The organism is Bradyrhizobium sp. SZCCHNS30572 (assembly GCF_032484415.1).
Classification (GTDB): Bacteria; Pseudomonadota; Alphaproteobacteria; order Rhizobiales; family Xanthobacteraceae; genus Bradyrhizobium.
In genome coordinates this window covers 549,225-562,182 of record NZ_JAUESY010000006.1, presented here as the reverse complement: position 1 = coordinate 562,182, position 12,958 = coordinate 549,225, and the positions used below count along the sequence as shown (strand labels likewise).

At 67.5% G+C, this 12,958-nt stretch carries 11 protein-coding genes; 5 read left to right on the top strand and 6 right to left on the bottom strand.

The window, feature by feature from the left end:
* Positions 1 to 110: 110 nt before the first annotated feature.
* Positions 111 to 2,186 carry a HAMP domain-containing methyl-accepting chemotaxis protein gene (locus QX048_RS19625; protein WP_315828007.1) on the bottom strand — a complete coding sequence of 692 codons (2,076 nt, stop codon included), beginning with the start codon at positions 2,184 to 2,186 and terminating at the stop codon, positions 111 to 113.
* Positions 2,187 to 2,389: 203 nt separating this feature from the next.
* Entirely contained in the window at positions 2,390 to 3,118 is a 729-nt protein-coding gene (locus QX048_RS19620; protein ID WP_315717881.1) for an SDR family oxidoreductase, read from the bottom strand.
* 120 nt (positions 3,119 to 3,238) lie between these two features.
* Here QX048_RS19620 and QX048_RS19615 point away from each other — a divergent pair, with 120 nt between their 5' ends.
* Positions 3,239 to 4,522: a hypothetical protein gene (locus QX048_RS19615; RefSeq protein ID WP_315828006.1), complete on the top strand. Its 1,284-nt coding sequence runs from the start codon at positions 3,239 to 3,241 to the stop codon at positions 4,520 to 4,522.
* 207 nt (positions 4,523 to 4,729) lie between these two features.
* Here QX048_RS19615 and QX048_RS19610 read toward each other — a convergent pair whose 3' ends face one another.
* Positions 4,730 to 5,767: a magnesium and cobalt transport protein CorA gene (locus QX048_RS19610; RefSeq protein WP_315828005.1), complete on the bottom strand. Its 1,038-nt coding sequence runs from the start codon at positions 5,765 to 5,767 to the stop codon at positions 4,730 to 4,732.
* Positions 5,768 to 6,024: 257 nt separating this feature from the next.
* On the opposite strand from QX048_RS19610, the gene QX048_RS19605 reads away from it, so the two are divergent.
* The gene (locus QX048_RS19605; protein WP_315828004.1) at positions 6,025 to 6,729 is read left to right on the top strand and encodes an SDR family oxidoreductase; all 705 of its coding nucleotides are present in this window, start codon (positions 6,025 to 6,027) and stop codon (positions 6,727 to 6,729) included.
* Positions 6,730 to 6,738: 9 nt separating this feature from the next.
* Here QX048_RS19605 and QX048_RS19600 read toward each other — a convergent pair whose 3' ends face one another.
* The 3 genes from QX048_RS19600 to QX048_RS19590 form a co-directional block, all read right to left on the bottom strand.
* Positions 6,739 to 6,987 carry a hypothetical protein gene (locus QX048_RS19600; protein WP_315828003.1) on the bottom strand — a complete coding sequence of 83 codons (249 nt, stop codon included), beginning with the start codon at positions 6,985 to 6,987 and terminating at the stop codon, positions 6,739 to 6,741.
* A gap of 54 nt (positions 6,988 to 7,041) precedes the next feature.
* Entirely contained in the window at positions 7,042 to 8,481 is a 1,440-nt protein-coding gene (locus QX048_RS19595) for a glutamine synthetase family protein (protein ID WP_316191819.1), read from the bottom strand.
* A 193-nt stretch (positions 8,482 to 8,674) separates the two neighbouring features.
* Positions 8,675 to 10,033: an aromatic ring-hydroxylating dioxygenase subunit alpha gene (locus tag QX048_RS19590; RefSeq protein WP_315828001.1), complete on the bottom strand. Its 1,359-nt coding sequence runs from the start codon at positions 10,031 to 10,033 to the stop codon at positions 8,675 to 8,677.
* Positions 10,034 to 10,244: 211 nt separating this feature from the next.
* On the opposite strand from QX048_RS19590, the gene QX048_RS19585 reads away from it, so the two are divergent.
* The 3 genes from QX048_RS19585 (at position 10,245) to QX048_RS19575 (ending at position 12,898) form a co-directional block, all read left to right on the top strand.
* Positions 10,245 to 11,045 (top strand): IclR family transcriptional regulator C-terminal domain-containing protein, encoded by an 801-nt coding sequence (locus QX048_RS19585; protein ID WP_315717886.1) that lies wholly within the window; start codon positions 10,245 to 10,247, stop codon positions 11,043 to 11,045.
* Positions 11,046 to 11,853: 808 nt separating this feature from the next.
* Entirely contained in the window at positions 11,854 to 12,555 is a 702-nt protein-coding gene (locus QX048_RS19580) for an alpha/beta hydrolase (RefSeq protein ID WP_315751328.1), read from the top strand.
* A gap of 46 nt (positions 12,556 to 12,601) precedes the next feature.
* Positions 12,602 to 12,898 carry a zinc-ribbon domain-containing protein gene (locus QX048_RS19575; RefSeq protein WP_316191820.1) on the top strand — a complete coding sequence of 99 codons (297 nt, stop codon included), beginning with the start codon at positions 12,602 to 12,604 and terminating at the stop codon, positions 12,896 to 12,898.
* Positions 12,899 to 12,958 lie beyond the last annotated feature (60 nt).

The window sequence follows — 12,958 nt, the reverse complement described above, 5'->3', positions numbered from 1 at the left end:
CCGATATCTGAGGGGGCTGGCCCCGCATGTCGCTTGCGCTCATGCGGGCTATAGCTGCTGCGATCGGGTGGCGATGCGCGGCCCTCGTCGAGGCCACGCATAATGCACCCTCACGCCGCGCGCACCGAGTCGAGGAAGCGGCTGACCTCGTCGCGGAGGCGGCTGCTCTGGCCGGACAGCGACTTCGCGGCGGACAGCACCTGCGAGGAGGCCGAGCCGGTCTCGTCGGCGCCATGCCGGACGCTGGCGATGTTCGCCGACACCTGCTGCGTGCCGTGCGCCGCCTGCTGGACGTTGCGCGAGATCTCGCGCGTCGCCGAGCTCTGCTCCTCGACGGCCGAGGCGATGGCGGACGCGATCTCCGACATCCGGGCGATGGTCTCGCCGATCTCCTTGATCGAGCCGACCGACTCCTGGGTCGCCGCCTGGATGCCGCCGATCTGCTGGCCGATCTCGCCGGTGGCCTTGGCGGTCTGCTCGGCCAGCGCCTTGACCTCGGAGGCGACCACCGCGAAGCCGCGGCCGGCCTCGCCGGCGCGGGCGGCCTCGATGGTGGCGTTGAGCGCGAGCAGATTGGTCTGGCCGGCGATCGCGTTGATCAGCTCGACGACGTCGCCGATCCGCGCCGCCGCCTTGGCAAGCTCCGCGACGTTGTCGTTGGTCTTGCGCGCCTGCGCCAGCGCCTCGTTGGCGATGCGCGCGGAGTCCTGCACCTGGCGGCTGATCTCGTTGACCGACGAGCTCATCTCCTCGGCGGCCGCGGCGACCGAATGCACGTTGGTCGAGGCCTCCTCGGAGGCCGAGGTCACTACGGTGGCGAGCTCCAGCGAGCGGCCGGCGGTCGTCGTCAGCGTGGCGGCGGAGCGCTCCAGATCGGCCGACGCTGATGACACGACGCCGACGACCTCGCCGATCGCCATCTCGAACTCGCGGGTGAAGCGCTCGACACGCTGGCCGCGCTCGATCTTGGCCTGCGCGTCGGCCGCGGCCGCCTGCTCGGCGCGCTTCTTCTCCAGCAGCGCCTCCTTGAAGGTCTGCAGCGAGCCGGTCATCGCGGCGATCTCGTCGTCGCGATTGATCGTCGGGATCGCCACGTCGTCGTGGCCGGCCGCCATCTCGCCGATCAGGCCGGTCAGGTTCACGATCGGGTTGATCACGCGGCGGCGCAGCAGCATGGTGACGAACACGAGAATGCCGGCGAGGGCCGCGACCACCGCCGTCGCCAGCGCGAGCATCAGATAGGCTGCATCGCGCGCCGCGACGGCGCGTTCGCGGGCCTCGGCGATCGCGGCGTCGCGCACGACGAAGAACTTCTGCACGGCCGGGACGACCGCCTCGGCCAGGCTGTCGGCGGTGAGTGTGTAGTTGAGATCGCCGAGCCCGGCTGCGATGTCCTTGTCGACGATCGGAACGGCGCGCCCGAAATAGGCGTCACGGGCCTCCTTGAACGCCGTGAGCAGCCGCTCCGGATTGCCGAGCTGGTCGATGCCGGCGTCCAGGCGCTCGCGGTCGGCCTCGGTGCGGCCCTGGGCGCGGTCCATCGCCGCCTTCTCGGCCGGTGCCACGGCGCGGCGGGCGCTGAGCGCCGGCGACAGCGCGGCGGCACGACCACCGGCGGTCACGCGCAGGTCCTGCGCGGTGCGGGCGACGTCGAGCAGCGTCGTCAGCGACGCGTCGGCATTGGCGATGCGGTTCTGCAGCTGGTTCAGGATCGGCTCGATTGCCAGGGCGACCTGGGTGACCCCGGGGAGAAAGCTCTTGATGACGGCCGGATCGCGCGCGGTCAGCGGCGCGGTCAGCGCGGGGTCCACCTTGGCGAGGATCTCGTTCAGCTTGGAAGAGGCCTGGTCCAGGCTGCGCGTGATCGCCTCGCCGTTGGAGACGTTCGCCAGCTGCGCGCGCGCCCTGGCGAAGGATGCGTCGGCGGACTGCCTGATCTTGCGCACGCCTTCGAGCTGCGCGGGCGTGGCGGGAGTATCCTGGAAGATCGGCGTGATGTAGGGGGCGCGATGGCCGACCACGTCCTGCGCGTAGAGCAGCACGGCGCCGAACGCCTCGACCGTCTTGATCGCCTCGGCCTTGTGGCTGACAGCCCTGACCTGCTCGATCACGACTTGAGCAGCAGGCAGGACGGCCAAAGCCGTCACCGACAGCATGGAAATTGCGAAAAGTCGGCCGATCTTCATTATTGCCCCCGGATTGCGCGGGCTCACGCTAGGTTCCTTATGATTAAGGTTGCGCTTAATTCGACCCCCGTAGTTCCACGGGGTCGTCGCGCGCCCTCGATCGGAGACACGGCACCGGACAGGACGTCCCGTGCCGCTTGAAGAATGTCCTGAAGCGCGGCGATGACTTGGGACCGATTCCAGCTCAGGAAAACCCGGCTGCCCTACAGATCAAAATTCGTCGGCAGCATCACGACGTCGCGGATGGTCATGCCGCGCGGACGGGTCAGCATGAACATGATCACCTCGGCGACCTCCGAGGGCTCCAGCAGGCTGCCGGACTCGCGCGCCTCCTTCAGCTTCTCGGCCGGCCAGTCCGCGATCAGCGCGGTGACCACCGGGCCTGGCGAGATCGCGCCGACGCGGATGCCGTGCTTGAAGACCTGGCGGCGCACCGTCTGCACGAAGCAGTCGATCGCCCATTTCGACGACGCATAGACCGGCTCCCACGGCGTCGGGTAATGGGCGGCGAGCGAGCTGGTGACGATGATGTCGCCGGAGCCGCGCGCGATCATGTGCGGGAGCACGTCGCGCACGTTCTTCATCACGACGTTGACGTTGAGGTTCAGCATGCGGTCGATCGCGTCCGTCCTGGCGTCGACGAGGTCGCCGCCGAGATAGCTGCCGGCATTGGCGTGAAGGATGTCGAGCCGGCCGGCCGCATCGAGGACGCGCGGCAGCAGGGTGGCGCAATCCGTGGGATCGAGCAGGTCGATCACCACGGGGATCACGGCCTCGCCGTGCCGCTCGCGCAGGCTCGCCAGCGCCGCGGCATCACGGTCGATCATGACGACGCGCGCGCCGGCGGCCAGCATCGCCGCGCTGCTGGCGAGGCCGATGCCCGACGCCGCGCCGGTGACCGCCGCCACCTTGCCTTCGAGTTCCCTGCCCATTCATCTCCTCCTTGTCCGGCCAGACTACAGCAAACCGCGCGGCATTGCCGCACTCCGTTGGACCCATCGCAATCCCTGCGCGTTGCATCCCGGCCGCCAGCATCACCCGTGAAGAGCCCGATGGAGACGATCGAAGCCTATCTCGCCCGCAAGCATCAGGAGCTGCAGCTCCTGAATTGCTGCCTGCGGAGACCGCATGCGCTGCCGGCGCCGCGCTCCGTGATGGAGGTCGTCCGGCGCAAGTTTCAGCTCGCGGCCGCGCTGAAGGCCGAGCACGCGCTCAGCGACTGGACCGCGACCGAGACGGCCTGGGCGGATGCGGACGATCATCGCGCCGGACCGTTCGCCTTCAGCTACGACTATCAGCGCGCCGATCTCGACGTGCGCGGGCCGTCGTTCTACGCGGCGGGCGAGAGCCGTCATGACACCATCTACACCATCTCCGGCATGGCGGCGATCGCGGCACTGCTGCTCGCGACGCGGCCCGTTCTCGGTACGGCGGACCTGCTGATGCTGCCGGGCTCCTATGGCGAGACGCAGGAGCTGGTCGCGGCGCATGCGCGGCACCTGCGCCCGGTGACGCTGACCCGTGACCTTGCCGCCGCGCTGGCGCAGCCCTCGCCCGCGCCGCGGCTGCTGCTGATCGATTCCAGCGCGACCGCGCCGCGCTTCGAAGCCGTACTGAATTGCGACCGTCCGGTGATCGATCTCCTGATCTTCGACACCACCTGCTTTGCCAATGGCTCCGGCCGCATTCGCCGCGTGCTGGCCTGGGCGCGACGCTGGGACGTGCCGGTCGTGATGGTGCGCAGCCACACCAAGCTCGACTCGCTCGGCGCCGAATACGGCCGGCTCGGCTCGGTCGCCTTCATCGATTGGAGCAAGGCCGCCGCCGCGGGCCGCGTTGTGCTTCAGACGCTGCCGGACGAGACGCGCAACGCCGTCAGGCTGCTCGGCGGCGCGGCGCTGCCGGCGCATTTCCCGCCTTATGTCGGCCTGCCCGCCTATCGCGAACTGACCGCGCGGCGCGTCGCCGCCATCCTGCGCAACAGCCGGCGCGCGCGGCGTCAATTCGCGACCGCGCTGCACGGCCTGACCGCGGAGCTCGACTTCGCGCACGGGCTCTACGTCACGCTCGCCGGCCGCGCGCCGCTCGACGAGGCCACCGCGCGGCAAGCCGCAACCGCCATGAGCGACGATCTCCGGCGCGCCGGGCTGCCGATCCGCCACGCCGGCAGCTTCGGCTTCGATTTCGCTGCGACGGAATGGTTTCACGACGCCACCACGGATCGCTACAGCGTGCGCGTCGCCGTGCCCGACCTGCCGACCGCGATCTGGGACGAACTGACGGACGCGATCGCCGCGTGGTGGTCCGCGCACCAGGGGCGATCCGCCGCGGCGTGACCGCTGCGCCATGGCACGCCTTGCCTCCTCGACGGCAAACGATTTCGATGCCACACGCGCCACGTCGTGCCCGGCGGTCGCGGCGCCACCGCACTCGGCGCCCTGGCACCGCGCCTCGCTTGGGCGCAGGAGATTTGGAGCAACGCCTTCGCGCCGTTCGCAAGTGGCTGAACCCGCTTCGCGAGCAGGGACCGACGGCCCCTCCCCTCACAGCCATCCGCGCCGGTGGAACTGCCAGTACAGCACGCTGCACACGGTGGCGATGAAGCCCAGCACGGCGTAGTAGCCGTATTGCCATTTCAGCTCCGGCATGTGCTCGAAGTTCATGCCGTAGATGCCGGCGACGGCCGTCGGCACCGCGAGGATCGCCGCCCAGGCCGTGAGTCGACGGGCGATGTCGGTCTGCTGCGCCTGGCCGGCCATCATGCTGGCCTCGAACACGAAGGCGAGGATCTCGCGAAGGGAATCCGCATCCTCCTCGGCGCGCTTGGCGTGGTCGAGGACGTCGCGAAACAGCGGCGCCATCTCGGCGTCGATCGCGACGTTGTCGACATGCTCGAGCCGCTTGCAGACGTCGACCACGGGGCCGACGGCGCGGCGCAGCCGCAGCAGGTCGCGCCGCAGGCGATACAGAAGGTCGACCTCGTGGCGCGCGAGCGGCCGCTGCAGCACGACCTCCTCCAGCGTCTCGACCTCGGCCATGATGCTCTCGGTCACCGGCCGGTAGTTGTCGACGATGAAATCGAGGATCGCATAGAGGATGTAGTCCTCGCCCTTGGCGAGCGAGCCCGGACAGCTCTCGCAGCGCTCGCGCACCGCGCCATAGGAGGTCGAGGCGCCGTGGCGCACCGAGACCACGAAGCCGGGGCCGACAAAGATGTGGGTCTCGCCGAACACGATGTGCTCCTTGACGAGCTGCGCGGTGCGGGCGACGACGAACAGCGCATCGCCGTAGCGCTCGACCTTGGGCTGCTGATGCGCCTTCGACGCATCCTCGATCGCGAGCTCGTGCAGCCCGAACTGATCCGCGACGCGCTGCAGCAGCGCAGCATCAGGCTCATGCAGCCCGATCCACACCACATGGCCCGGCCGCCTGCTCCAGGCGCCGGCCTCTTCGATGGCGATGTCTGCGACGCGGCGGCCATCGGCATAGACGCTCGCCGCGACCACGCCGGGCTCGCGCGACGCGCCGCGAACCTGAACGGCCGGCGTATCGGCCGGTGTCTGCGTCGTCACGTGGCGCATCGTGCCTCCCTGCTGTCCGGTCTCAACGGATCCACGCGGTGGCGCGTTCCCGTTGCACCGGCCTGTTTCCGATTTTCGGCGCGTTGCAGCCGCCGGTCAAGCAACGCGCCGGATCAGATCGGTGCCGATACGGCTTGTTGATGATCTGTCGCTCGCCGTCATGGCGACCGGCGCGTTCCTGTGTTTTGCTCGACGCCACCGGGAGAACGGCGCTACATGATCGCCGTCGTCATCCGTGAAAGGCAGGAGTCATCGTCATGGCCACACAACGTGTCGCACTGGTCACCGCGGGCGGCAGCGGCATGGGCGCAGCGGCCGCGCGCCGGCTTGCCGCTGATGGATTCCACGTCGCGATCCTGTCGTCGTCGGGCAAGGGCGAGGCGCTGGCGGCCGAGCTCGGCGGCCTCGGCATCACCGGCTCCAACACGTCCAGCGACGATCTGAAACGCCTCGTCGACGGCGCGATGGACCGCTGGGGCCGCATCGATGTGCTCGTCAACAGCGCCGGCCACGGCCCGCGAGCGCCGATCCTGGAGCTGACCGACGAGCAGTGGCACACGGGCCTCGATACCTATCTGCTGAACGTCATCCGCCCGACACGCCTGGTGACACCGGTCATGCAGGCGCAGAGGGGCGGCGCGATCATCAACATCTCGACCGCCTGGACCTTCGAACCGTCTTCGATGTTCCCGACCTCGGCGGTGTTCCGCGCCGGGCTCGCATCCTTCACCAAGATCTTCACCGACACCTACGCGGCCGACAACATCCGCATGAACAACGTGCTGCCGGGCTGGATCGACAGCCTGCCGGCGACGGAGGAGCGCCGCAAGACGGTGCCGATGGGCCGCTACGGCAAGTCCGAGGAGATCGCCGCGACCATCGCCTTCCTGGCCTCCGAGGGTGCCGCCTACATCACCGGCCAGAACATCCGCGTCGACGGCGGGCTGACGCGCAGCGTGTGAGGGGCTGCGCTATTTTCTCACCAGCGTTTCCCAGTCAGGAATCGCAACCCATGCATTACGCCCGAGAACTTCGACATGGCGAACATCGAGCGTTGCAGCGACTTCGAAATCATCGTCATCCTGAAACAGGATGATCCGGTCTCCCCTTCCCAGTTTGAGCTCATCGATCTGCTGCGCGAGATCGCTCTGGCGGTATTTGAGAAGCCAGCAGAGACCGTCATCCGTACGGGCGTCGAAATCGGTGAATATGTTGATCATGATTCAGAATCCGCACGTGGCGCTATCGATAGATCACTGCGCCAGCATCCGCCGTCAGAACATCTCGAAATATTCGCGCTGCTCCCAGTCGGACACCTCCGCCTGGAAGCGCTCGAGCTCGGCGGTCTTGAGGAAGGTGTAGTAGTCGATGAAGGTCGAACCGAACGCCTCGCGGAAGAACGCGTCCTGCTTTAACACGTTGACCGCCTCGCCCAGCGACTTCGGCAACAGGTCGGCCTTGGTCTCATAGGGCACGTCGGCCGACGGGCCGGGATCGAGCTTGCGGTCGATGCCGTCGAGGCCGGCTGATATCTGCGAGGCCATGTAGAGATAGGGATTGGCGGCCGGCTCGCCGATGCGGTTCTCCAGCCGGGTGGCGCGATCGCCGGGGCCGCCGAGCACGCGGATCATGACGCCTCTGTTGTCGCGGCCCCAGATCGCGCGGTCCGGCGCCAGCGAATAGGCGCGGTAGCGCCGGTAGCCGTTGATCGTCGGCGTCGAAAACAGTGCGGAGGCGCGCGCATGCGCGAGCAGACCCGCCATGTAGTGGCGGCCGAGCGCGGACAGACCTTCGGCATCCTCCGTCATGAAGGCGTTGCTGCCGTCGCGCGCCACCAGCGACTGGTGCAGATGCCAGCCCGACGACATCACGTTGGGAATGCGCGGCCGGCACATGAAGGTGGCGTGATAGCCGTGGCGCTGGCAGATCTGCTTCACGGCGCTGCGGAACAGCACCATCGTATCCGCAGGCGCCAGCCCGATGCCCGGCTGCAGCACGAATTCGCACTGGCTCGGCCCGTATTCGAGCTCGATCGAGCGCAACGGCAGGCCCAGCGCGACGAGGTTCGCCCGGATGATCTCGAGCGCCGGCTCCATCTGATCGAAGCGCTGCTCGGTGAGGTATTGATAGCCCTGGGTCAGCAGGCTGACCGTCGGCGGCACGCCGGGCTGACCGGGCGAGCCGGCATCACCGGGCGCGAGCCTGGGATCCTCGACCTTGAAGATGTGGCACTCGACCTCGAGGCCGGCCATGAACTGATAGCCACGCTGTTCGAGCGTCGCCAATGCCGACCGATAGAGATTGCGCGTGGCGAACGGGACCGGCGCACCGTTGGCGAAGTACAGATCACACAGCACCCAGCCGGTGCCGGACGCCCAGGGCAGCACCCGGAACGTGGTCGGATCGGCGACCATCAGTGCATCGCTACCGCCCTGCATCTCGGCCATGCCGAAGCCGCCGCCGGCGGTGAACACCGGAAACACGGTGCGATGCGAGGTGTCCTTGGCGAGCAGGGTCGTCGTGATCGAGCAGCCGTCCTCGAGCGAGGACAGAGCAGCATCGACAGTGAGTGTCTTGCCGCGCAGGATGCCATGCTGGTCCGGGAACGAGAAGCGGATGGTGGTGAGGCCGTGCTCCTCGGCGAGGCGGCGCATGCGCATTGCGGCCTCGGCCTGCTCGACGCTCCACAACTGATGCTTGTCGACGAAACTCAACGACGGCTCCTCGAATCGTAGGACGGGCAAAGGCGCGTTCGCAGCGCTGCCTCCGCTGTTGCGCCAGTGGACACTGCGAACGCGACGCGCCCACCGCCTTGACGGTGCGCGTGAATGGTGGGCGCGCCGTCGGACGGCACGCTGCGCCGTTCCGCCGGCCTTGCCCACCCTACGGCAGCTCGGAGCAAAGGAGCTACTCCGCCGCGCTCAGATGCGGGGCCCGCCGCACGATATCCGCGGGCACCGGCGGGGCCCAGGGGGCGTTGCGGCGGCGGCGGACGTCGACTTCCATCCAATAGGTCTCCCAGCCGCGCGTCGGACCGATGCCGTCCATCGTCGCCGGGCCCTGCACGCTGCGGGCCTCAGCGGCATCGAGGAACAGCATCGGCGGCTCGCCGCTCGCGACCTTCTCGATCTGCTCGCGCAGCAGCCGGCGATATTGGATGATCGCCTTGTCGGATTGGCCCAGATGCTCGCGGGTGCGGTCCTGGATCCGGCCCATCGACTCCACCGCCCACTGGTCGTGCACGTTGATGTCGTTGCCCATGCCGGTGTAGGTCGCGGTCGCCTGCTCCCGTGGATCGAAGCCGTAGTCGTTGCTCTTGTTCTTGCGCGAGCGATAGTCGGGCAGCTCATAGAGCTCGAGCCGCTGCGCCCGCATCTTCGCCCGGTCGACCGGCGCGCCATAGCTGGTGAAGATCGCGTACCAATAGCAGCTCTCGTCATCGACCGGCACGTGCCACTGCGTGATCGTCATCTCCGTGCTCATCGGAATCACGAAGGCATGCGGGAACAGCTGATTGGTGACGCGCACGTGGGTGCGTTCGGCATCGATCTCACGCAGCGCGATGATGCGCAGGCCGTATTCGGTCCCCTCGACATTGATGATCGGACGATCGTATTCGCGCAGCACCTTGGTCATCGGCAACTCGCTGTCGGCGGAGGCGCCGCGGAACTGCTTGCCATAGGCGGTCGACGTATCCTCGTCCTCGAAGAAGCGGTGCAGGAACGAGGCGTGCGCGGGGTCGATGCCGACCTCCAGCGCCTGCAGCCAGTTGCACTCGATCAGGCCCTTGAAGGCGAAGGTGTAGGCGTCTGGCGCGGTGAAGCAGTCGAGGTCCGGGAACGCCGGGGCTGCACCATCGCCGAGCCAGGCCCAGAGGATGCCGCCCTTCTCGACCACGGGATAGGCGCGTTGCTTGACGTTCTTGCATAGCGGCGAGCCGGCCGGTTCGGCCGGCGTCTCCAGACAATTGCCGTCGGCGTCGAACAGCCAGCCATGGAAGGCGCAACGCAACCCGCCGTTCTCCAGCCGTCCGAAGGCGAGATCTGCGCCGCGATGCGGACAATCGCGATCAAGTAGTCCGTAGCGGCCCTGCGCATCCTTGAAGAGCACGAAGTCCTGACCGAGCAGCTTCACCGCGCGCACTGGCCGCTCGCCCGCGAGCTCATGGACCAGCGCGGCCGGCTGCCAGTACATCCTCATTAGTTTACCGGCGGGCGCGCCGGGACCGACGCGCGTGATCAGGTCGTTCTGCTCCTGGCTCATCATGATGGCCGTCTCTCCTGTTCCGTCGCAAGTCGGGCGTTGAGCGTCACGCGATCATCTAATAATGTTCGCTAGACGAACACATGTTCGCCCAGATTAGATTCGCTTTAAGTGGGGAGAAGCGCAAGTGAAAAAGCTACAACCGAAGCCGAGGGGCCAACGGACTGCAGCTTCACTGCGGCCGAAAACAACAACAGCGGATCATGTCAGGCCGATGCCGAAACTGAAGCGCACTGATGAGGAGAAGAAGCAGGCTCGGGGCGACGGTCCCGAGTTCGTGGAAGCGCTCGATCGCGGCCTGCGGGTGATACAAGCCTTCAGCCGCGAGGGCCGGCCGATGACGCTGAGCAAGGCCGCGGAACTCACCGGCCTCGCCCGTGCCACGGTGCGACGGATTCTGCTGACCCTGAAGGCCTCCGGCTTCGTCCATGGCGACGACCGGCTGTTCTCGCTGACGCCGCGCGTGCTGCTGCTGGCCTCCAGCTATCTCGCCTCCAACCAGATCAACAGCGTGATGCAGCCGTTGATGGACAACACGGCCGGCGAGGCGCGCGAGGTCTGCTCGCTCGCCGTCCTCGACGGCGAGTCGGTCGTCTTCATCGCGCGCGCGACCTCGACGCGGATGTTCTCGACCGGGCTCGAAATCGGCTATCGGCTGCCGGCGTTCTGCACGTCGGTCGGCCGCGTGTTGCTGAGCCGGATGCCGGACGATCAGTTGCGCCAGGCCGTCGAGCGCATGACGCTGACCGAGATGACGCCGCAGACGATCACCGACAAGGAAGCATTGCTCGCGTCGATCATCGCCGTCCGCGACGACGGTTACTCGCTCGTCGACGGTGAGGCGGAGCAGGGTTTCCGCTCGATTTCAGTGCCGATTCGCCGCTATGACGGCGGCATCATCGCCGCCGCCAACATCGGCGGCCACGTCGATCGCATCGGCGTCGACGAGATGAAGGAGCGCTTCCTGCCGCTGCTGAAGAAGCTCGCGGCGACGGCGCAGCCTCTGCTCGTCTGATCGTCGAGGAGAGGCCTCGGCCGCTGGCGCGCTCGCTCTCGCTCGCGCATCAGGTCACGCCACCGCAACCTTCGCATCGAACTCGCGGCCACGAGCGCCGCTGCTCCATCCGGCAGCGACATCGCCGAGAGGCATCGTCGCGCCGCTGATCGAGCACGTCGTCCCGCCCCTCGCTGCATCGCGGATCGGCGCACTCGCCGTTCTCGTGAGAGCCGGACTTCGCGCGACACTCGTTCCGATGTCATCACCGACAGCGCGGTGCTACCAACTTATCTCCGCAGCAGCACGAGAGAGCCGGCCATCGCCGGCCACGTGAAGTTACCGGCCGCGCGAACTAATCGTTGTGGTCGCAGGCCTTGCGACGCCGCGGCCCACGCCCATTACGTGATATTATCGTGACGCCCGACCCTGTTTGCCACGATTGATGGTCCGTCCAGGTATCATCGCGCTGCATGCGATGGTGGCATGATCCGGAGCGGAAGTAGTTCGATCTCCGATCTCACGCGCGAATTGCGGACGACGCCACCAGATTGCCGCGAATGGCGCCGCAATCACGAAAGCCGAAGGCGCCGCGGCCCAAGCAGCATCGCGGGCGACCCGATCACCGCGATCATCCGACCGGCCACCCGCTGCCGCGAAGAGGCGCAGGAGGAGCCAGGACTCGGCTGGGGACGAGGTTGTCGGCCTGGGGCGGCGGGCGCGAGCCGCAGCACATCGTTGGACATCGGCCGCCTCTCGCGCGTAAATGGCATGCCGGGCGGACAACACCCGGACCTGCAGGTGAATGCCGTTTCCGGGGGGAAGACCCATGACTGATGCGCTGCCGCTCGTGCTGGTGCCTGGCCTGATCTCGTCGCCCCGCATCTATGCGCCTGTCATCCCGGCGCTGTGGCGGCTCGGGCCGGTGATGGTGGCCAACCACATCCGCGATGACAGCATGGCCGCGATCGCCCGCCGCATCCTGGCCGAGGCGCCGCCGCGCTTCGCGCTCGCGGGACATTCGATGGGCGGCTACATCGCGCTCGAGATCATGCGCCAGGCGCCGGAACGCGTGGGTCGGCTGGCGCTGATCAACACCCAGGCGCGGCCCGACACGCCGGAGGCGAGCGCCCGCCGCCGCACCATGATCACCCGCGCCAAGGAGGGCGACTATCACGGCGTGGTCGACGAGCTGTTCTCAGGCTTCGTGCATCCGTCGCGCCAGGATGATCCGCGGCTGCGCCAGCTCGTGCACGACATGGCCGAGGAGGTCGGCGTCATCGGCTTCATCCGGCAGCTGACGGCGATCATGTCGCGTCCGGACTCGCGGCCGACCTTGACCGCGATCCGCTGCCCGACCCTGGTGCTGACCGGCGACACCGACAACACCATCCCGAACAGCCTGTCGAAGGAGATGGCCGACGGCATCGACGGCAGCTGGCTCGTCGTGCTGGAGAATTGCGGCCACCTGCCGCAGCCCGAGCAGCCGGAGGAAACGGCGCAGGCGCTGATGGAGTGGTTGCGGGGGTGAGATGGCCATCACAGTATATTGCTGGCGTTGTGGCATCGAGGTGCCCATGCTCGATGAGAACGAGTGGGTGGAGATCGAGCCTCTCCTGAGGAAACGGATCGACGACATCAAAGACTACCGGCGGTTGAATGAATGTACTCTCGGGCAAGCCACCGCTGCGGTCGATAGCAAAGCGGGCGTGCTGCAGCGCTACCGTGAACTGACCGGCTTTGACGAGACGAATGCCCTTGCGATCTGGCACCATCGACGAAGTGATTTCGGTCCGGCGTGCACGTCGTGTGGAAAGCCGTTGAGAACACCCCGCGCGAAATTCTGCGCCGCCTGCGGGACGCCGGTTTCATAGCATCACCCCACGCCAACTTCGTCATTCCGGGGCATTCGCGCAGCGAATGAGCCCGGAATC

What these genes read in the sequence shown, in the direction of transcription:
- QX048_RS19615 (WP_315828006.1), top strand. Translation starts at nt 3,239, where the DNA reads ATGGAGACGATCGAAGCCTATCTCGCCCGCAAGCATCAGGAGCTGCAG.
- QX048_RS19575 (WP_316191820.1), top strand. Translation starts at nt 12,602, where the DNA reads ATGCTCGATGAGAACGAGTGGGTGGAGATCGAGCCTCTCCTGAGGAAA.
- QX048_RS19610 (WP_315828005.1), bottom strand. Translation starts at nt 5,767, where the DNA reads ATGCGCCACGTGACGACGCAGACACCGGCCGATACGCCGGCCGTTCAG.
- QX048_RS19605 (WP_315828004.1), top strand. Translation starts at nt 6,025, where the DNA reads ATGGCCACACAACGTGTCGCACTGGTCACCGCGGGCGGCAGCGGCATG.
- QX048_RS19625 (WP_315828007.1), bottom strand. Translation starts at nt 2,186, where the DNA reads ATGAAGATCGGCCGACTTTTCGCAATTTCCATGCTGTCGGTGACGGCT.
- QX048_RS19580 (WP_315751328.1), top strand. Translation starts at nt 11,854, where the DNA reads ATGACTGATGCGCTGCCGCTCGTGCTGGTGCCTGGCCTGATCTCGTCG.
- QX048_RS19590 (WP_315828001.1), bottom strand. Translation starts at nt 10,033, where the DNA reads ATGATGAGCCAGGAGCAGAACGACCTGATCACGCGCGTCGGTCCCGGC.
- QX048_RS19620 (WP_315717881.1), bottom strand. Translation starts at nt 3,118, where the DNA reads ATGGGCAGGGAACTCGAAGGCAAGGTGGCGGCGGTCACCGGCGCGGCG.
- QX048_RS19600 (WP_315828003.1), bottom strand. Translation starts at nt 6,987, where the DNA reads ATGATCAACATATTCACCGATTTCGACGCCCGTACGGATGACGGTCTC.
- QX048_RS19585 (WP_315717886.1), top strand. Translation starts at nt 10,245, where the DNA reads ATGCCGAAACTGAAGCGCACTGATGAGGAGAAGAAGCAGGCTCGGGGC.